This window comes from Pseudomonas sp. KB_12 (assembly GCF_052114545.1).
In the GTDB taxonomy this organism is placed as follows: domain Bacteria; phylum Pseudomonadota; class Gammaproteobacteria; order Pseudomonadales; family Pseudomonadaceae; genus Aquipseudomonas; species Aquipseudomonas brassicacearum.
The window spans coordinates 43,965-63,503 of sequence record NZ_JBFREY010000023.1; the positions used below are offsets into that span (position 1 = coordinate 43,965).

The 19,539-nt window shown below is 59.6% G+C and carries 14 protein-coding genes; all 14 read left to right on the top strand.

Features of this window, described 5'->3' with window-relative positions; all coding sequences use genetic code 11:
* Window positions 1-107: 107 nt before the first annotated feature.
* The 14 genes from AB4Z20_RS19045 (at window position 108) to fliG (ending at window position 19,532) form a co-directional block, all read left to right on the top strand.
* On the top strand, window positions 108-3,689 hold the full coding sequence (locus tag AB4Z20_RS19045; protein WP_442090419.1) for a glycosyltransferase: 3,582 nt from the start codon (window positions 108-110) through the stop codon (window positions 3,687-3,689).
* 63 nt (window positions 3,690-3,752) lie between these two features.
* Window positions 3,753-6,647, top strand: a complete 2,895-nt coding sequence (locus AB4Z20_RS19050) for a TIGR00180 family glycosyltransferase (protein ID WP_442090413.1) — start codon at window positions 3,753-3,755, stop codon at window positions 6,645-6,647.
* Between the two features lie 332 nt (window positions 6,648-6,979).
* Window positions 6,980-7,906 (top strand): ketoacyl-ACP synthase III, encoded by a 927-nt coding sequence (locus tag AB4Z20_RS19055; protein ID WP_027912745.1) that lies wholly within the window; start codon window positions 6,980-6,982, stop codon window positions 7,904-7,906.
* Between the two features lie 277 nt (window positions 7,907-8,183).
* Entirely contained in the window at window positions 8,184-9,032 is an 849-nt protein-coding gene (locus AB4Z20_RS19060) for a flagellin domain-containing protein (RefSeq protein WP_442090414.1), read from the top strand.
* A gap of 72 nt (window positions 9,033-9,104) precedes the next feature.
* Window positions 9,105-9,470 (top strand): flagellar protein FlaG, encoded by a 366-nt coding sequence (locus AB4Z20_RS19065; protein ID WP_258690581.1) that lies wholly within the window; start codon window positions 9,105-9,107, stop codon window positions 9,468-9,470.
* Between the two features lie 82 nt (window positions 9,471-9,552).
* Window positions 9,553-10,983, top strand: coding sequence for a flagellar filament capping protein FliD (gene fliD / locus AB4Z20_RS19070; RefSeq protein ID WP_214510732.1), 1,431 nt, complete (start codon window positions 9,553-9,555; stop codon window positions 10,981-10,983).
* 131 nt (window positions 10,984-11,114) lie between these two features.
* Window positions 11,115-11,510, top strand: a complete 396-nt coding sequence (gene fliS, locus AB4Z20_RS19075; RefSeq protein ID WP_214510733.1) for a flagellar export chaperone FliS — start codon at window positions 11,115-11,117, stop codon at window positions 11,508-11,510.
* Between the two features lie 11 nt (window positions 11,511-11,521).
* Complete coding sequence (locus tag AB4Z20_RS19080; RefSeq protein ID WP_072408529.1) at window positions 11,522-11,818, top strand: flagellar protein FliT; 297 nt, start codon at window positions 11,522-11,524, stop codon at window positions 11,816-11,818.
* A gap of 169 nt (window positions 11,819-11,987) precedes the next feature.
* Entirely contained in the window at window positions 11,988-13,463 is a 1,476-nt protein-coding gene (locus AB4Z20_RS19085) for a sigma-54 dependent transcriptional regulator (protein WP_003199076.1), read from the top strand.
* A gap of 110 nt (window positions 13,464-13,573) precedes the next feature.
* Entirely contained in the window at window positions 13,574-14,782 is a 1,209-nt protein-coding gene (locus AB4Z20_RS19090; protein WP_442090415.1) for a sensor histidine kinase, read from the top strand.
* Between the two features lie 5 nt (window positions 14,783-14,787).
* On the top strand, window positions 14,788-16,170 hold the full coding sequence (fleR, locus tag AB4Z20_RS19095) for a sigma-54-dependent response regulator transcription factor FleR (RefSeq protein ID WP_442090416.1): 1,383 nt from the start codon (window positions 14,788-14,790) through the stop codon (window positions 16,168-16,170).
* Between the two features lie 223 nt (window positions 16,171-16,393).
* A complete protein-coding gene (gene fliE / locus AB4Z20_RS19100; protein ID WP_003199082.1) occupies window positions 16,394-16,720 on the top strand; it encodes a flagellar hook-basal body complex protein FliE in 327 nt (108 codons plus the stop codon).
* Between the two features lie 15 nt (window positions 16,721-16,735).
* Entirely contained in the window at window positions 16,736-18,520 is a 1,785-nt protein-coding gene (fliF, locus tag AB4Z20_RS19105; protein ID WP_253472420.1) for a flagellar basal-body MS-ring/collar protein FliF, read from the top strand.
* Complete coding sequence (gene fliG, locus AB4Z20_RS19110; protein WP_018611787.1) at window positions 18,513-19,532, top strand: flagellar motor switch protein FliG; 1,020 nt, start codon at window positions 18,513-18,515, stop codon at window positions 19,530-19,532. Before fliF ends, fliG begins: the two co-directional genes overlap by 8 nt.
* Window positions 19,533-19,539 lie beyond the last annotated feature (7 nt).

Genomic DNA, 19,539 nt, shown 5'->3' on the forward strand with positions numbered 1-19,539 from the left:
AGGGCCGGGACCGTGACGCTATAAGCGGTCCCTGACCCGTTCCTAATACGATTCAGGACGTCCTGCTCTCGCCCGAGTTTGGCGCCCACCGGTTGAGAGCCATGCGTGTGAAATCAGCTCCTCTTGTCAGCATTGCCATCCCCGCGTACCACCCACGCTTTTTCCGCCTCGCCTTGCAAAGCGCGCTCGAGCAGACCTACGAGAACCTTGAGATTGTCATCTGCGACGATTGCCGCACCGATGGCATCGAGCAGATTGTCCAGGAGCTTGGCGCGAACTCCAAGGTTGAGGTGCGTTACCTGCGCAACCCGACCCGGCTGGGGTTCCAGCAGAACCTGTTGCGCTGTCTGGAAGAGTCCCGGGGCGAGTTCATCAAGTTCCTCTGCGATGACGACCAGTTGCTGGCGTTCTGCGTCAGTCAGCAGGCGGCCATTCTGCAGGAGCATGCGCACGTATCGCTGGTGATCAACAGGCATCATTTAATCGATGTCGATAACTATGCCTTGCCGGTCCGCCTTGAAAATACTGGCATCACGCAGTTCGATGCGTTGTTCAACGGTACCGACATGCTGGCGTATTTTGAAAAGAGCGCCCGTCAACTTCTCGGCGGCTTGAGTGGCGCGTTGATGCGCCGCGCCGATGTCGAGGCCTTTCTGCCGGCGTTGGCGCGGCCTGGCGAAGGCTTCGAGGCGGTCCTCGATTTTGCCTTGTTCATCTGCCTGTTGCGCCGGGGTCACCTGGTCCAACTGTACGCCGAGGGAAGCGGCCAGCGCTTGCATCCGGATCGCCTGGCGCGTCAGGCCAAGATGCTCGAAGCGGCCACGGTGGAGATGACCTGGCTCAAGGAAATGCTCGCCCAGCGCAGTGGCGAACCGGCGCCCGCCAGTGGCTGGGTGCGTTACCAGCCACTGGGGCAGCCCAGGGAGCCAGGGGCGCCCGAATGGGAAGAACTCAACGCCTACGCGGTCATTGCGAATCGCCAGGGCGTCATCAACTCGCAAGTCGGCACTGACATTGAGAGTTACGCAGACCTCTACCCGCAGTGGTTGGCCTGTCGACGTTTCAGTCCATCGCGCAAGCAAGTCTTGTCCCGGCAGATCGCCCGCTGGGCTTATCGACCGAAGATCGTTCCCGTCATCATCGACGAGCAGGACGATCCTTATGCGTTGGGCATTACCCTGCAGAGTATCGCTGCCCAAACCTATGCCTGCGAATCGGTGCTGCTGTTGTCCAATGGTCGCCAGGCTGTGGACAACCACGTCCTGCGCCTTGGCCTGCAAGCGGACTGGGCACAGCAGCTCAACGGGCTGTTGCCTCAACTGGACGGCGCCGACTGGTTCTACCTGCTGCGTGCCGGCGATCGCTTGACCGAGTCAGCGCTGCTGATCATGGCCGATCGGATTGTCAGCTCGCCGGCTGCTGCCTGCCTCTACAGCGATGAAGGTGCGCTGGTGGATGACAAGTCGGTGGAGCCGATCTTCAAGCCCGACTTCAATCTCGACCTGATGCGCGGTTACCCCTATGTCGGTCGGACACTGGCGTTCGAGCGTGCCCGATTCCTGGCCTCGGGTGGATTCGATCCGAGCCTGGGCGAGTTGGCGCCCCATGACTTGATCTGGCGGCTGGTGGAAACGGATGGGCCGCAGGTCATTGGTCATATTCCGGAAGTCCAGGTCGAGTCGACGTTTTCGTTTGCCCAATGGCTGTCGTTACCAGGGGTCATCGAGCAAAACGCCCAACTGATCGAAGCTCATCTACAGCGTATCGGCGTGCCGCACCGGCTTCACCCAGGGCCGCTCCTGGCGTTGATCCCGCGCATCGAATACCTGTTCGCCGAGCGACCACTGGTGTCGATCATCATCAGCGTCAAGGACGACCTGAGCGCGCTGGAGCGTTGCGTCAACAGCCTGATCAGTACGACCGCGTATCCGCACTACGAAACCATCATTGTCGATAACGCCAGTGAAAACGCCGAGCTGCAGCATTGGCTGCGAGCCATGGCCGAGCTGGGCAGTGAAACGTTGCGAATATTCTTGCACCCGGGAAGCGGCAGCGAAGCGGTGATCCGCAATTTCGCCGCACAGCATGCCCGCGGCGAATACCTGTTGTTGCTCAATCCCAATTGCATTGTGCTGGAAGCTGCCTGGCTGGATGAGTTGCTCAATCAAGGGCAACGTCCCGAGGTCGGTATCGTGGGGCCTCGCACACTCAACCAGCAAGGTCGGGTCATCGATTCCGGCATGATCATGGGGCTGGGTGGGTTGGCGGGCAGGGCCTTTGTCAACGAATCGGTCATGTCTGGCGGCTATATGCAACGCTTGCAGACAGTGCAGAACTGGAGCGCTGTCGGCGATCACTGCCTGTTGGTGCGCAAGCAGGTTCTGGAGGAGGCCGGTGGGTTCGATGAGTCGATTACCACGCAGCGCATCAACTCCCTGGAGTTATGCCAGCAGGTCGGTAAAAACGGCTACCTGATCGTCACCACGCCTTACAGTGATGTCGTGCTGGCATCCGGCGTGGAAGCCAGTCGTGATCCTTTGTGGAAGCAGCGGCTGGAGCACGAACAAGAGGCGTTCTATCAGCGCTGGTTGCCCAGGATCGCCAACGATCCTGCCTACAACCGTAACCTGAGCCTGAGCGGGAAAAGCTTCAGTCTCGAGCCCGGACCACGCACCGGCTGGAATCCGTTGATCACCCGCAACGTCCCTTCGATCCTCGGGATGGCGGTCAATACCTCGGCGGTGGGGCATTACCGGGTCAGCCAACCGTTATTCGAACTGGAAGCGGCTGGGCGAATCGTGGGGCGTGTGGCCTACGATACTCCCTCGATCATCGACATCGAGCGCCAGTCACCGGATGTGATCATCCTTCAGGGTCGCTATAACGTGAGCAAGTTCAAGGACATCACTCAAGTCAAGACTTACTCCAACGCCATGCGCATCTATGAATTGGATGACTACATCTCCCGGGTCCCGGAAAAAAACGAACACCGCCGCAACATGCCGGACAACCTTGAGGACATGTTGCGCCGAGGGATCGCCCTGTGTGATCGGGTCGTGGTGTCCACCCATCCGCTGGCGGACGTCCTGTCGAGCATGCACCACGATATCCGCGTGGTGCCGAACATGCTGGCTGCCGGCCTGTGGAACCAGCTCAGGAGCCAGCGTGCAACCTCCAGCAAACCGCGTATCGGTTGGGGTGGCGGCACCAGCCACCGTGGCGACCTGGAGCTTATTGTCGATGTCGTTCGGGAGTTGGCCGACGAAGTCGAATGGGTTTTCTTCGGCATGTGTCCGGATTTGCTCAAGCCCTATATCCATGAGTTTCACCCAGGCGTGAGCCTGGCGGATTATCCGGCGAAGCTGGCCAGCCTGAATCTCGACCTGGCCTTGGCGCCGCTGGAATTTCATATTTTCAACGACTGTAAAAGCAACCTTCGCCTGCTGGAATACGGTGCGTGTGGCTACCCGGTCATTTGTTCGGATACCGAGGCTTACCGGGGGCACCTGCCTTGTACCCGGGTCCTCACCAACAGCACCGAAGAATGGCTGGAGGCCATCCGCATGCACCTGGCGGATCCGATTGCCAGTTACCGGATGGGCGACGAATTACGTGAAGTGGTGCTGCGCGACTTTATCTTGCGCGGCGATAACTTGCAGTACTGGGCCAATGGTTGGCTACCGGATTGATGAGTTTCAACCGCGAAACTCCCGGTGTCGCTGATGCGACCACCCACTTGTTAAGGAATGAATATGCAAAGCAATGCCCCAACAGGATCGACTGCGCCGTTGAATGAACGGTTTACCCTGGTGCTGCTCGCTCACGACCAGTCGACTGCCCTGCGGCGGGCGTTGCGCTACTACCGCGACAGTTCGTTTGCGGTGCTGGTGATCGACTCATCGAGCCTGATCAATGCCGATATCACGGTAGAGTTCCCCAGCGTGCAATACCTGCACGCACCCACGGCCATTGGTTTCGGCGACAAGGTTCGCCAGGCCGTCGAGCGAGTCACCACGCCTTACCTGGCGATTGCCGATGCCGAGAGTTTCCTGCTGCCCCAAGCGCTCGAACAATCGTTGAGTTTTCTCGAAGCACACGCTGAATACGGCGCCTGCCAAGGCTACAGCCTGGCGTTCGAGGCCCATGCCGATCGTGTCGACTATTACCTGCTCGATCGCAAGGGTTGCGAGGATTATTCCGGTGCATCGGCCGAAGCCCGGCTCGCCGTGTTTACCGAGGATTGCCCGTCATTGGTCAGTGCACTCACGCGCACTGAAACCCTGCGGCGCAGTTACGCTTCGCTGCCCGTCGGTTTTGATTCGCGGTTGCAGGAGGCCGGCCATTGCTTTGGCTTGGTGACGGATGCAAAGGTTCGCTTGCTGGACATTCCTTATGGTGTACACGAGCGCAGTCGCGTGGCGAAGCCACGGAACCCGGTGGGCACGGCGTCGGGTACCGAGGACTTGCGAGCGGTCGCTGAACAGGAACGCATGGGCACGATGCTCGGTGACGCCTTTGGCGCGGATGCTTCGGTGCGGGAGCATGCTCGGGCCATACTCAAAAAGCTGGTCGAGCGTTCGGTGCCGCAAACTGGAAAAGTGCTCGAGTCGACCTGGGATTCGCGGCGTGGCGAACCGGTTCGGCGTTTCGAACCGACGCAATACGTTGAGTTGCCTTTTTATAACCAGGCTTTTTTCGACGTGCTCACTTCGCTGGAATTCCTGCTTCATGCGGCGCCGAGCGGGCTGGTGCAGTTGAGGGAGCTGGAAGCGGTCATGCTCAGGCAGAAAGAGCTGTCTCGCCCCCAGCGCAACACCAGCGCCGAGCCGCTTGATGAGCAGCTGGCAAGGGCTTTCCTGAGCTATGCCTTCAACCAGGATCTGGTGAAGCAGTTGCTTGAGGTCATGCAGGCCAAGGGTGACACGCGCTACGTGCAGATGCTCCAGGCCTGGGAACAACGGCTCAAGGCAGCGGCGTTTGAAAATACCGCGAGGTTGTTCGACGCCACGCCCTCCGGTCATTTGCTGCGTTGGCTCGAGGCGCGTGAACCGAGCGCCAGTGAGACGCAGAAAGTGTCCAAATACCTGGCTGCTCGCAACGGGGGGCCGACGTTTGGCATCTTGATCCTGGATCTGGACGCCGACATCTTCAAGATGCAGGCGACCTTTGACAGTGTGATCAATGGCTATTGCCGGGCGTTCAAGATTGTTGTGTTCACCACCGGCGACCTGCCGGCCGAGACCACACCACAGAGCGTCCTGCATTTCGTCAAAGTCAACGAAAGCAATTACGTCGACAAAATCAATCAGGTTGTCAGCCAGAGCGATTGCGATTGGATGGTCATGGCCGAGGCCGGCGATGAATTGACGCCGGCGGGGCTGTTTCGCGCGGGCGTGGAATTGCTGGCCGCGCCACAATGCCAGGCCGTGGCAATGGACGAGTTCCAGCGCCAGCCCGACGGGACGCTGGCCGATGTCTTCCGGCCAGGGTTCAACCTTGACTTGCTGCAAAGCACCCCGGCCTTGATGGCCCGCCATTGGCTGGTACGCCGCGAGACGTTGGTAAAGCTCGGCGGTTATTCGCGCGAGTTCAAGAACGCGATGGAGTTCGACCTGCTATTGCGCTTGGTCGAGCAGGACGGCCTGGGGGGACTTGCCCACCTGGATGAGCCTCTGCTGATTTGCCAGGCGCCTGCGGTGGAAGATAATGCCGATGAGCGCAAGACCTTGCTGCGTCACCTGGCGGTTCGTGGTTATCAAGCTGACGTGAGTGCGGTCGTGCCGGGTACGCACAAAATCGACTATCGCTTTGCCGAGCGCCCCTTGGTGTCGATCATCGTCCATGGCATTGGCGATCTGACGGCGCTACAACGTTGCCTGCTCAGCGTACTGCAGCGCACCCGATATCAGCGCTACGAAGTATTGGTTCCCACCGGGGCGGCAAACCATTCCGTGCTGCGCACCTGGCTCGATGGCCAGGGGCACCAGGCCAGTCGCGTTCGGTTGTTGGATATCGGGCCGGGCGTTGCGACGGGCTCCTGGATCAACGCTGCCAGCCAGGAGGCCAAGGGCGACTATCTGGTGACGCTGGTGGCCGACAGCGAAGTGCTCAACGTCAACTGGATCGAATCGCTGCTCAATCAAGCCTTGCGTCCGGAGGTGGGTGTGGTCGGCGCCAAGCTGGTCGAGCGCGATGGGCGTATCACCCAGGCCGGCCTGATTCTGGGCCTGAATGACGAAGTAGGCTCGGCCTTCATCGGCGAGCCGAAGACCGCCAGAGGCTACATGAACAGGTTGGTCGTGGAGCAGAACTGTTCAGCGGTGTCTTTTGCCTGCTTGATGATTTCCAAGCAGTTGTTCAACGCTGCTGACGGCATAGACAGCGGGCTGTTCGACGATGCCTTGGGTGACGTGGATCTGTGCCTCAGAGTCGGCCAGGCCGGGTACCTGACGGTATGGACGCCCCATGTGCAGGTGATCCAGTCCGGCGTGCTGGCGAGTACGCCAGAGGCGCGTGCGGCGCTGCGTGAGAAGTGGTCCGAGGCGTTCGCCCAGGATCGCTTCTACAACGGCAACCTGGCGTTGCAAGGTGCTGGTTTTACCCTGGGACCGGTGCGCAACGTACCCTGGACCGACTTGCTGGTATAACCCCCCGCCTTGCGAGGCATTTCATCGACGCCGGCAGCTAAAACCTGCCGGCGTTCTTGCCCAATTACCCCGCCATTCTCAAGACTCCTGTCCAGTGTCCGATGCCGTCGCGGGAAATGACGCGGCTTCGTTTGTCATGAAAAAATGCCCCTCCAGGACAAAACGGCGTGACGCATAGGTCATAAAGTGCATCTTCACTGTATTGTATTCCCCGGAGTGGAGGCCCGTTCGTTTGCCGGATAAGGCGTCCGCCCTTGGAAATCAACCATTTTTGAAGCGCCCCTGAGCTTTTGGGGGTGAACCTAGTCGCAGTACATGATCGGGAAGCCATGATGATTGGCATAAAAAGCATAGCGAGTTATGTGCCGACCGCTGGTGTGGATAACTACGCTCAGGGTGCCAAATTCGAGAAGGATGAAGAATTCATCCTTGGCAAGATTGGTTCGGCGTTCCTGCCGCGCAAAGACGCTGACCAGGAAACCTCGGACCTGTGTGTCGAAGCAGTGAATGCATTGTTCGCCAACAACCCGCAGCTTTCGCGCGAATCCATCGACGCATTGATTGTTGTCACCCAGAACGGTGATGAAGAAGGGCTGCCGCACACGGCCGCCATCGTGCAGGACAAACTCGGGCTGCCGACCCATGTGGCGGCGTTCGACATATCGCTGGGCTGCTCGGGCTACGTGTACGGCATCTACGCCCTGAAAGGCTTCATGGAGGCCGCAGGGCTGAAAAACGGGCTGCTGGTGACCGCCGACCCGTATTCGAAAATCGTCGACCCTGAAGACCGCAACACCACCATGTTGTTTGGCGATGCCGCCACCGCCACGTGGATGGCCGAGGGCGCCAGCTGGCAGTTGGGCAAGGCCAAGTTCGGCACCGATGGTTCCGGCGCGCCGCACCTGAAGGTCAGTGACGGGGTGTTTTTCATGAACGGCCGCCAGGTCTTCAACTTCGCCCTGTTGAAAGTGCCCGCTCATTTGCACGAACTGCTGGACGAATCGTCACTGCAAGCCAGTGACATCGATGCGTTCTGCATTCACCAGGGTAGCGCGGCGATTGTCGATGCCGTGGCGCGGCGTTTCGAGGGTGAGCCTGAGAAGTTCATCAAGGACATGGTCGAGACCGGCAATACCGTGTCGTCGAGCATTCCGCTGCTGCTGGAAAAGCACGTCCTGGATGCTGACTGGAAGCGCGTGGCGATCAGCGGTTTCGGTGTGGGCCTGTCGTGGGGCTCGGCGATTCTTTATCGCGATTGATCGAATCACGTTTTTCCAATAGCGCTTCAGGTTGGCCTGGGGCGCTTTTTTTTGGCCCGCGATTTTGTCCTGCGGTTTCTTGGCGCCATTTTTCGGGCTTTATCGCGCGGCTAAAGCCTTGTTTTTCAAGGGGTGGCAGTCTGCTAGCAAATATTTTGAAAAAAGCCCTCAAGCAAGTTCCTAATCCGACGATAACTATTACGAAGGTTCTCTAGGCCACACCCCGGCGGTTGCCAAGGGCCGGAAGCCGCAGTACCCAACCAACGAGGAATTCGTCATGGCTTTAACAGTAAACACCAACACCACTTCGCTGAACGTTCAGAAGAACCTCAACCGTGCTTCCGACGCTCTCTCCACTTCGATGACTCGCCTGTCTTCCGGCCTGAAAATCAACAGCGCCAAAGACGACGCCGCCGGCCTGCAGATCGCTACCCGCATGACCTCGCAAATCCGCGGTCAGACCATGGCGATCAAAAACGCCAACGACGGTATCTCCATGGCGCAGACCGCTGAAGGCGCGATGCAGGAGCAGACCAACATTCTGCAACGTATGCGTGAACTGGCCATCCAGTCCCGTAACGATAGCAACAGCGCAACCGACCGTGTCGCTCTGAACAAAGAGTTCTCGCAGATGAGCGACGAACTGACCCGTATCGCCAACAGCACCAACCTGAACGGCAAGAACCTGCTCGACGGTACTGCTAGCACCATGACCTTCCAGGTCGGTTCGAACACCGGTACTGACAACCAGATCTCCCTGACCTTGAGCGCCAGCTTCGACGCTGCAAGCCTGGGTGTTGACTCGGCAATCACCATCGTTGGTTCCGACAGCGCTGTTGCTGAAACCAACTTCTCGGCCGCCATGGACGCAATCACCAGCGCGATCGACACCATCAACAGTGCTCGTGCTGACCTCGGTGCTGCACAAAACCGTTTCGCCAGCACCATCTCCAACCTGCAGAACATCAACGAAAACGCCAGTGCTGCACTGGGTCGCGTACAAGATACCGACTTCGCTGCTGAAACTGCACAACTGACCAAGCAGCAGACTCTGCAGCAAGCGTCTACTTCGGTTCTGGCCCAGGCCAACCAACTGCCATCCGCTGTACTGAAGCTGCTTCAGTAATAGCCGGATGAGTTTTAGCGGGGGAGTGCGCTTGCGTGCTCTCTCGCTTTTTCCGTTCAAGAGGTGATGGACATGGATATGAGCGTGAAGCTGAACTTGTCTTATCCAGCGGCGAAGCCGGCACCGACAGTGGTCGGCAAGCCAGTGGAGAAGCCTCAAGCCGAGGTTGCTACCGTGACACCGGTCAAGGAAGCGCCTAAAGACGCTGCCGCCGAGCAGGACAAACTCAAGAAGGCCGTTCAGGAAATCGAGAAGTTCGTTCAGTCGGTCAAGCGCAACCTGGAGTTCTCTATTGATGAGCCTTCAGGCAAAGTAGTGGTCAAAGTGATTGCCAGTGGTTCCGGTGAAGTGATTCGCCAGATCCCGAACGAAGAAGTTCTGAAGCTGGCCAACAGTTTGAATGATGCAAACAGCTTGTTGTTCAGCGCCGAAGCCTGACAACTGGCACGAATTTTGTTGCTATGTCCTTTTGGGCGTTGTAAGGGTCAAAAGGCCGGCGACACACTGAAGGGAGTCCCACATGGCAAGTCCAATTCTACCTGGCTTGGGTTTAGGCTCTGGCCTTGATACCACTGCGATCGTCAAGGCGCTGGTCGATTCCGACAAGGCCGCCAAGCAAGGTCAGATCACCCGAGCGACGACGACGACTTCCAACAGTATCTCCGGGGTGGGCACCCTGAAGTCGTTGTTGGCGGCTTTCAATACCGCGATGAAGGACTTGTCCAGCACAACGACTCCGCAATTCTCGGGTTTTGCTGCGACATCCTCTGCCCCGACAGTGCTCACGGCCACCGCCAGCAACTCGGCGGTGGGCGGGACCTATGCGATCAAGGTCAACAATATCGCGACGGCTTCCAAGGTCACCTCGGCGGCCTTTGCTGGCGGTACTAGCAGTGCCATCCCGAGCGGCACGCTGACCATCGCGCAGAACGGCGTCAACTACAACCTCAATGTGGGGGCCGGTGCGACCCTGCAATCGGTTCGCGACTCGATCAATGCCGACACTTCACTCAAGGCTGCGGGTTTCAGTGCCAACATCATCACCGACTCTTTCGGTTCGCGCCTGGTGCTGGGTTCAAGCACGACCGGCGCCGGTTCCGACATCTCGGTAAGCGGCATCGCGGGGCTGGAGATCGATGGGACGAACGTCGTGGGTGCTGGCGGTGCTGCGCTGACGGCCACTTCGGCGGGCGCCATCGGTGCCCTGGCCCAGGATGCCAGCTTCACCGTCGATGGCATGCTGCTGACCAGCAAGAGCAATACGGTCAGCACGGCGATTTCCGGGTTGACCTTGAACTTGCTCAGTGGCGGACCGAGCGCCAGTTCAACCGTCACCGTGGCGCCGAACAACGATGGCCTGAAAGCCTCGATCCAGAAATTCGTCGATGCCTATAACGCGATCGCCAATAGCATCACCGCACTGACCAAGCCGTCGCTCGACGATGATGGGAAGCTGACGGTGCCGGCAAAATTGACCGGTGACGCGTTGCCTCGCTCGCTGCTGGCGGCGATTCGAACGCCCTTGTCTGAAACCGGCGCTGGCGACAAGCTGACGTCGCTGGCCCAGTTGGGTATTACCACCGATCAGAAGACGGGTGCGCTGAACTTCAATAGCGTCAAGTTCACCGAAGCGATGAACGATAAAAAGCTCAGCGGTGAAGTCCAGACGTTGTTCACGGGTACCAACGGCCTGCTGGAGCGCATGGGCAAGGCGATCGAACCCTTCACCCAGACCGGTGGCGTCCTCGATCAGCGGACCACGGCGCTGACCAAGACCCAGACCCGCCTGAAGAACGATCAGGAGGCTCTGGATCGTCGGGTCGAGACCCTGACCGCTGTGCTGACTAAAAAGTACAACGATATGGATACCCTGGTCGGCAAGCTGAAGGCCACTGCGAGCAATATCACCTCGATGTTCGAGGCGATGGCGGCACAACAGAAAAACAGCTGATTTCGACTGACGAAAAAAAGCCCGGCAACGTTTTGACAACGTTCCGGGCTTTCGGCTTTTCGACCTAAAGTTTTTTGACGCAGCGTCGATACGCTGTTTATACGAACCGAAGATTTTTGATGAGGTAGAACATGAATCCGATGTTGGCCCTTCGCCAATACCAGAAGATTGGCGCCCAAGCGCAAACCTCCGAAGCAAGTCCCCATCGTCTTGTGCAGATGCTCATGGAAGGCGGGCTGGACCGCATCGCCCAGGCCAAGGGCGCGTTGGAGCGCAAGGATATTGCAAACAGAGGCATCCTGATCAGCAAGGCCATCGGCATCGTCGGTGGTTTGCGTGAAGGCCTGGACCTGGAAAACCAGGCCGAGTCGGTCGCTGAGCTGGATACTCTTTACGCTTACATGATGAAACGCCTGGCTGAAGCCAACGTCAAGGCCGATCCGAAGATCCTCGACGAAGTCGCCGGTCTGCTTCGCACGGTCAAGGAAGGCTGGGATGCCATTGCCACACCTGGTCCGCAATTCTAAGGAGTGCTCTCATGAGTCTTGTCCTGCAGCGAATCGAACACACCCGTGATGCCTTGGTTGATGCCCTGGCCGAGCGAAACTGGGAGGCCATCGGTCAGTTGGACCTGGCTTGTCGTTCCTGCATGGAAGATGTCCTGAGCGAGTCTGAGGTGGACGAGGCGGCGTTGCGCAATAATCTTGAGGAGTTGCTGGGGGTGTATCGGCAATTGCTGGAGGCGGCGACGGGAGAGCGTCAGGCGATCGTCGACGAGATGCAACAGATCCATCAAGCACAGAACGCGGCAAAGGTTTACCATCTGTTCGGTTAATACTCAGTTAATCCGAGCTTGTTGCGCCATAAATTTGACTGTGCACGGTTTTTTGACTTAACTAGTAACTGTTTACAGATTTAAGGCGTCTACAGGCATGACAAGTCTGCAAGCGTCTAGCTTGCCCCCTAATTTCGGGCATTGGGTTGACTAGGGAAGTTGCTATTGCATGTGGCGTGAAACCAAAATTCTCTTGATCGATGACGATAGCGTCCGCCGCCGCGACTTGGCGGTGATCTTAAATTTTCTTGGCGAAGAAAATTTACCTTGCGGAAGCCATGACTGGCAGCAGGCCGTCGGCTCCTTGTCGTCCAGTCGCGAGGTCATTTGCGTCCTTATCGGGACCGTGAATGCCCCCGCAACGCTATTGGGCTTGCTAAAGACACTCTCAACCTGGGATGAGTTCCTTCCGGTTTTGTTAATGGGCGAAAATTCTTCCCTTGACTTGCCTGAAGACCAGCGTCGCCGAGTACTTTCCACGCTCGAAATGCCGCCCAGCTACAGCAAGCTGCTTGATTCGCTGCATCGCGCGCAGGTTTATCGCGAGATGTACGACCAGGCTCGTGAGCGCGGCAGGCATCGCGAACCCAACCTTTTCCGCAGCCTCGTCGGCACCAGCCGGGCGATCCAGCACGTGCGCCAGATGATGCAGCAGGTCGCCGATACTGACGCCAGCGTGCTGATCCTGGGCGAGTCGGGCACCGGCAAGGAAGTGGTTGCGCGCAATCTGCATTACCACTCCAAGCGCCGCGAAGCGCCGTTTGTGCCAGTCAACTGTGGCGCGATCCCGGCCGAGTTGCTGGAGAGCGAGCTGTTTGGCCATGAGAAGGGCGCCTTTACCGGCGCGATCACCAGCCGCGCCGGGCGTTTCGAACTGGCCAATGGCGGCACGCTGTTTCTCGACGAAATCGGCGACATGCCACTGCCGATGCAGGTCAAGCTGCTGCGGGTCCTGCAGGAGCGCACCTTCGAGCGCGTGGGCAGCAACAAGACCCAGAGCGTCGATGTGCGAATCATTGCTGCAACGCACAAGAACCTCGAGAGCATGATCGAGGTTGGCAGTTTCCGCGAAGACCTCTATTACCGTCTCAACGTTTTCCCGATCGAAATGGCGCCGCTGCGTGAGCGGGTCGAAGACATCCCGTTGCTGATGAACGAACTGATCTCGCGCATGGAGCACGAAAAACGCGGTTCGATCCGCTTCAACTCGGCGGCGATCATGTCCCTGTGCCGCCATGGCTGGCCGGGCAACGTCCGTGAGCTGGCCAACCTGGTGGAGCGCATGGCGATCATGCACCCGTACGGGGTGATCGGCGTGAATGAATTGCCGAAGAAATTCCGCTACGTCGACGACGAAGACGAGCAAATGGTCGACAGCCTGCGCAGCGATCTGGAGGAGCGGGTGGCAATCAACGGCCACACGCCGGACTTCACCGCCAATGCTTTGTTGCCACCGGAAGGCCTGGATCTCAAGGATTACCTGGGAGGCCTGGAACAAGGACTGATCCAGCAGGCGCTGGACGATGCCAACGGTATCGTGGCCCGCGCCGCAGAACGCTTGCGCATCCGTCGTACCACCCTGGTAGAGAAGATGCGCAAGTACGGCATGAGCCGTCGCGAAGGAGATGAGCAGGCGGATGATTGACGCCTGTTTTCCAACCGCCTGATTTTCAGGCGGTTTTTTTTCGGCACGGGTATTGCTATAGCCCTCGCAACGTTCCGTTTAACTGACGGTCAGCCAAGCGAGAGAGCACGATGACCCAAGCCGCCCAGATGTCGCCTGTCCCCGAACCGGGACACATGCCGTCCGCCGAGCAGGCGAGCCGGCTTGGACTTGAGCAGGCATTTTCGCTGTTCAACCAGATGTCCAGCCAACTGACTGATTCCTACAGCCTGCTCGAAGCTCGGGTCACCGAGCTCAAGGGTGAGCTGGCCGTGGTCAGCGCCCAGCGCATGCAGGAGCTGGCGGAAAAGGAACGCCTGGCTAATCGTCTGCAAAATCTCCTCGACCTGTTGCCCGGTGGCGTTATCGTCATCGACGCCCACGGCCGTGTGCGCGAAGCCAACCCCGCGGCTTGCGAGTTGCTCGGCCTGCCGTTGGAAGGCGAGCTGTGGCGGCATGTCATTGCCCGCTGCTTTGCGCCCCGTGAAGACGACGGTCATGAAGTGTCCCTCAAGGACGGTCGGCGCCTGTCCATCTCAACGCGCTCGCTGGATGCCGAGCCGGGGCAGTTGGTGCTGCTCAATGACTTGACTGAAACCCGGCACCTGCAAGACCAGTTGGCCCGCCATGAGCGCCTGTCTTCCCTGGGGCGGATGGTAGCGTCGCTGGCCCATCAGATTCGCACGCCGCTTTCTGCCGCGCTGCTCTATGCCAGTCATTTGACTGAACAGCAATTGCCGATGGAAACCCAGCAACGGTTCGCCGGACGCTTGAAAGAGCGCCTGCACGAGCTGGAGCATCAGGTGCGCGACATGCTGGTATTCGCGCGCGGCGAGTTGCCGTTGACCGACCGTGTCACCCCCAAGGCCCTGCTGCAATCGCTGCAGGCAGCGGCGTTGACCCATGTGCAGGAGCTGCCGATCCGCTGGCAGTGCGACAGCCACGTCGGCGAAGTGTTGTGTAACCGCGACACGTTGGTGGGCGCGGTGTTGAACCTCATCGAAAACGCGATCCAGGCCAGTGGCGGCGACGTCCGGCTGAAAGTGCACTTATATACACGCCACAACACCTTGCGCCTGTGTGTCAGCGACAACGGCAGTGGTATCGAGCCGGTCGTGCTGGCGCGCTTGGGCGAGCCATTCTTCACCACCAAGACCACTGGCACCGGCTTGGGCCTGACCGTGGTCAAGGCTGTGGCGCGTGCCCATCAGGGAGAATTGCGACTGCGCTCGCGGCTGGGCCGTGGCACCTGTGCGACGGTGTGCTTGCCGCTGTTTTCCAACGCGCCAGGGGTGGAGTGAAAGCAATGGCGATCAAGGTGTTGCTGGTTGAGGATGACCGGGCCCTGCGCGAAGCGCTGGCCGACACGCTGGTGCTGGCCGGGCACGACTACGTCGCCGTCGGTTCGGCGGAAGAAGCGCTGCTGGCGGTGGGGCGCGAAGCATTCAGCCTGGTGGTCAGTGACGTCAATATGCCGGGCATGGACGGCCATCAATTGCTCGGCCTGTTACGTGCCCGTCAGCCGCAACTGCCGGTCTTGCTGATGACCGCTCACGGCGCCGTCGAGCGCGCGGTGGATGCCATGCGCCAGGGCGCTGCGGATTATCTGGTCAAGCCGTTCGAGCCAAAAGCCCTGCTGGACCTGGTCGCACGTCATGCCTTGGGCAGTCTCGCGGTCGAGGGCGAAGGCCCGGTGGCCATCGAGCCGGCCAGTGCGCAACTGCTGGAATTGGCCGCGCGGGTGGCGCGCAGCGATTCAACCGTGTTGATTTCCGGCGAGTCCGGAACGGGCAAGGAAGTGCTGGCGCGCTATATCCATCAACAGTCCCGGCGCGCGAGCGAACCGTTCATTGCCATCAATTGCGCGGCGATTCCCGACAACATGCTCGAGGCGACACTGTTCGGGCACGAAAAGGGTTCGTTCACGGGGGCCATCGCGGCCCAGGCCGGTAAATTCGAACAAGCCGACGGCGGCACGATCCTGCTCGATGAAATTTCCGAAATGCCGATGGGCTTGCAGGCCAAGTTGCTGCGGGTATTGCAGGAGCGGGAAGTGGAGCGGGTCGGTGCGCGCAAGCCCATCAGCCTGGACATTCGCGTGGTGGCGACCACCAACCGCGACCTGGCCGGCGAAGTGGCGGCGGGGCGGTTTCGTGAGGACCTCTATTACCGCCTGTCGGTATTCCCGTTGGCTTGGCGTCCGTTGCGCGAGCGCACCGCCGATATCCTGCCGCTGGCCGAGCGTTTGCTGAACAAACACGTCAATAAAATGAAGCATGCGGCTGCGCGGTTTTCAGCGCAGGCTCAGGCTTGTCTGATTGCCTACCCGTGGCCGGGCAACGTTCGGGAGCTCGATAACGCCATCCAGCGGGCCTTGATCCTGCAGCAGGGCGGCTTGATCCAGCCGGAGGATTTCTGCCTGGCGGGTCCGGTGGCCTGTGCGCCATTGCCTGCCTTGACGCCGGCACCGGCAGCAGCGCCGGATGTCGAGAGCGATTCGGTCGGCGCCTTGGAAGACGATCTGCGGCGTCGCGAGTTCCAGATGATCATCGACACCCTGCGCGCCGAACGCGGTCGGCGCAAGGAAGCGGCCGAACGCCTGGGGATCAGCCCGCGCACCCTGCGCTACAAGCTGGCGCAAATGCGCGACGCCGGCATGGACGTGGAGGCTTACCTGTTCGCCAGTTGAATAAGCACCAAAAATCCCTGTGGGAGCGAGCTTGCTCGCGATAGCGGTACATCAGTCGCATTGATGCCGGATGTGCCTGGGTCATCGCGAGCAAGCTCGCTCCCACATGGGTTCGTGCGCGTATTTGTTTTCCATCGCCATGGAGCTGGCACCCTTGTTGCTAATACCTGAATACCCGCTGAGTAAGTGTCAAAAAAATGCGGGCCGCCAGAGAGAGTAGACCATGAGCCAAGGTATTGAATTTAATCGGTTGATGTTGGACATGCGGGCCATGCAAATGGACGCAATGGCCCAGCCTAAATCGGTCGCGGTCCCCCAGGTGGGTGGCAGCAGCTTTTCCGACATGCTCGGTCAGGCCGTCAATAAAGTGAACGATACCCAGCAGGCATCGAACCAGTTGGCCAGTGCTTTCGAGATTGGCAAAAGTGGCGTCGACCTGACGGACGTAATGATCTCCTCGCAGAAAGCCAGTGTCTCGTTTCAGGCGTTGACCCAGGTTCGTAACAAACTGGTTCAAGCCTATCAAGACATCATGCAGATGCCGGTTTAAGGAAATTATTGAGTCATGGCAGAAGCAGCCGTTGATAACGTTCCGGCCAAGGCCACTCCGGTAGACGGCAAACCGCCGCTGTTCGGTCTGTCCTTCCTGGAAAATCTCTCCGAGATGACCATGCTGCGTCAGGTGGGCCTGTTGGTCGGCCTGGCTGCCAGCGTGGCGATTGGTTTTGCCGTGGTGCTGTGGTCCCAGCAGCCGGACTACCGGCCGCTGTATGGCAGCTTGGCGGGCATGGACGCCAAGCAAGTCATGGAAACCCTGGCTTCCGCCGACATTCCTTACACCGTCGAACCCAATTCCGGCGCGTTGCTGGTCAAGGCTGATGACGTTGCCCGTGCGCGCCTCAAGCTCGCAGCGGCTGGCGTGACGCCTACCGATGGCAACATCGGCTTCGAGATCCTCGACAAGGACCAGGGCCTGGGCACCAGCCAATTCATGGAAGCGACCCGTTATCGTCGCGGCCTGGAAGGTGAGCTGGCACGGACCATTTCCAGCCTGAACAACGTCAAGGGCGCCCGTGTGCACCTGGCCATCCCGAAAAGCTCGGTGTTCGTGCGCGATGAGCGCAAGCCCAGCGCTTCGATATTGGTCGAGCTGTATTCGGGCCGCTCCCTGGAGCCAGGCCAAGTGCTTGCCATCATCAACCTGGTGGCGACCAGTGTGCCTGAGCTGAGCAAATCGCAGATCACTGTGGTCGACCAGAAAGGCAATCTGCTGTCCGATCAGGCGGAAAACTCCGAACTGACCATGGCCGGCAAGCAATTCGATTACAGCCGTCGCATGGAAGGCATGCTGACCCAGCGGGTGCACAACATCCTGCAACCGATCCTGGGTAATGATCGCTACAAAGCCGAAGTGTCGGCCGATGTCGACTTCAGTGCCGTCGAGTCCACTTCCGAGCAGTTCAACCCGGACCAACCGGCGTTGCGCAGCGAACAGTCGGTGAATGAACAGCGTACCGCCAGCAATGGTCCGCAAGGCGTGCCGGGTGCCCTGAGCAACCAGCCGCCATCGCCGGCCAGCGCGCCGCAGACCACCGGTGGCGCCACGGCCGCCGCCGGCATGGTGCAGCCAGGCCAGCCACTGATCGATGCCAATGGCCAGCAGATCATGGACCCGGCCACCGGCCAGCCGATGCTGGCGCCGTATCCGGCCGACAAGCGTCAGCAGTCGACCAAGAACTTCGAGCTTGACCGCTCCATCAGCCACACCAAGCAGCAGCAGGGCCGTTTGACTCGCCTGTCGGTCGCCGTGGTGGTGGACGACCAGGTCAAGGTCAACGCGGCCAACGGCGAAACCAGTCGTGCGCCATGGAGCGCCGACGAATTGGCGCGCTTTACTCGCCTGGTGCAGGACGCCGTCGGTTTCGACGCCAGCCGCGGCGACAGCGTCAGCGTGATCAACGTGCCGTTCTCCCTGGAGCGCGGTGAAGTGGTCGCCGATATTCCGTTTTATTCGCAACCCTGGTTCTGGGATGTGGTCAAGCAAGTACTGGGTGTGCTGTTTATCCTGGTGCTGGTGTTTGGCGTGCTGCGCCCGGTGCTCAACAACATCACCGGTGGCGGCAAGAACAAGCAGTTGGCAGGTTTTGGTGATGTCGAGCTGGGAGGCATGGGCGGCCTGGATGGCGAATTGGCCAACGATCGCGTCAGCCTCGGCGGGCCGCAGAGCATTCTGCTGCCAAGCCCGAGCGAAGGCTATGACGCTCAGTTGAACGCCATCAAGAGTCTGGTGGCAGAAGATCCGGGTCGTGTGGCCCAGGTCGTGAAAGAGTGGATTAACGCAGATGAGTGATAATCGAGCCGCTGTTGCCAAATTGTCCCGGGTCGACAAAGCCGCGATCCTGCTGCTGTCCCTGGGTTCGACCGACGCTGCCCAGGTGCTGCGTCACATGGGGCCCAAGGAGGTCCAGCGTGTGGGCGTAGCCATGGCACAAATGGGCAACGTACACCGTGAGCAGGTCGAGCAGGTGATGAGTGAGTTCGTCGACATCGTCGGCGATCAGACCAGCCTGGGCGTCGGTTCCGACGACTACGTGCGCAAGATGCTCACCCAGGCACTGGGCGAGGACAAGGCCAACGGCCTGATCGACCGGATCCTGCTGGGCGGCAACACCAGCGGCCTGGACAGCCTCAAGTGGATGGAGCCGCGGGCGGTTGCCGACGTGATCCGTTACGAGCACCCGCAGATCCAGGCGATCGTGGTGGCTTACCTCGACCCGGACCAGGCCGGTGAAGTGCTGGGCAACTTCGACCACAAGGTGCGCCTGGATATCATCCTGCGGGTGTCTTCGCTCAACACCGTGCAGCCGGCGGCCCTGAAAGAATTGAACCAGATTCTCGAGAAGCAGTTCTCGGGCAACTCCAATGCCGCGCGCACCACCCTGGGCGGCATCAAGCGTGCGGCGGACATCATGAACTTCCTCGACAGTTCGATCGAAGGTCAGTTGATGGACTCGATCCGCGAGTTCGACGAAGACCTGTCCGGTCAGATCGAAGACCTCATGTTCGTGTTCAACAACCTGTCCGATGTCGACGATCGTGGCATCCAGGCGCTGTTGCGCGAAGTGTCGTCCGACGTGCTGGTACTGGCCCTCAAGGGGTCGGACGAAGGCGTCAAGGAAAAGATCTTCAAGAACATGTCCAAACGGGCGGCCGAACTGTTGCGCGACGATCTCGAGGCCAAGGGCCCGGTACGCGTCAGCGATGTGGAAACCGCACAGAAGGAAATCCTCACCATCGCCCGCCGCATGGCCGAAGCCGGAGAGATTGTTCTCGGTGGCAAGGGCGGCGAAGAGATGATCTAAGGTCGTT

What these genes read in the sequence shown, in the direction of transcription:
- AB4Z20_RS19085 (WP_003199076.1), top strand. Translation starts at nt 11,988, where the DNA reads ATGTGGCGTGAAACCAAAATTCTCTTGATCGATGACGATAGCGTCCGC.
- AB4Z20_RS19050 (WP_442090413.1), top strand. Translation starts at nt 3,753, where the DNA reads ATGCAAAGCAATGCCCCAACAGGATCGACTGCGCCGTTGAATGAACGG.
- AB4Z20_RS19055 (WP_027912745.1), top strand. Translation starts at nt 6,980, where the DNA reads ATGATTGGCATAAAAAGCATAGCGAGTTATGTGCCGACCGCTGGTGTG.
- fliG (WP_018611787.1), top strand. Translation starts at nt 18,513, where the DNA reads ATGAGTGATAATCGAGCCGCTGTTGCCAAATTGTCCCGGGTCGACAAA.
- AB4Z20_RS19080 (WP_072408529.1), top strand. Translation starts at nt 11,522, where the DNA reads ATGAGTCTTGTCCTGCAGCGAATCGAACACACCCGTGATGCCTTGGTT.
- AB4Z20_RS19065 (WP_258690581.1), top strand. Translation starts at nt 9,105, where the DNA reads ATGGATATGAGCGTGAAGCTGAACTTGTCTTATCCAGCGGCGAAGCCG.
- fliF (WP_253472420.1), top strand. Translation starts at nt 16,736, where the DNA reads ATGGCAGAAGCAGCCGTTGATAACGTTCCGGCCAAGGCCACTCCGGTA.
- AB4Z20_RS19060 (WP_442090414.1), top strand. Translation starts at nt 8,184, where the DNA reads ATGGCTTTAACAGTAAACACCAACACCACTTCGCTGAACGTTCAGAAG.
- fliE (WP_003199082.1), top strand. Translation starts at nt 16,394, where the DNA reads ATGAGCCAAGGTATTGAATTTAATCGGTTGATGTTGGACATGCGGGCC.
- fleR (WP_442090416.1), top strand. Translation starts at nt 14,788, where the DNA reads ATGGCGATCAAGGTGTTGCTGGTTGAGGATGACCGGGCCCTGCGCGAA.
- AB4Z20_RS19090 (WP_442090415.1), top strand. Translation starts at nt 13,574, where the DNA reads ATGACCCAAGCCGCCCAGATGTCGCCTGTCCCCGAACCGGGACACATG.
- fliD (WP_214510732.1), top strand. Translation starts at nt 9,553, where the DNA reads ATGGCAAGTCCAATTCTACCTGGCTTGGGTTTAGGCTCTGGCCTTGAT.
- fliS (WP_214510733.1), top strand. Translation starts at nt 11,115, where the DNA reads ATGAATCCGATGTTGGCCCTTCGCCAATACCAGAAGATTGGCGCCCAA.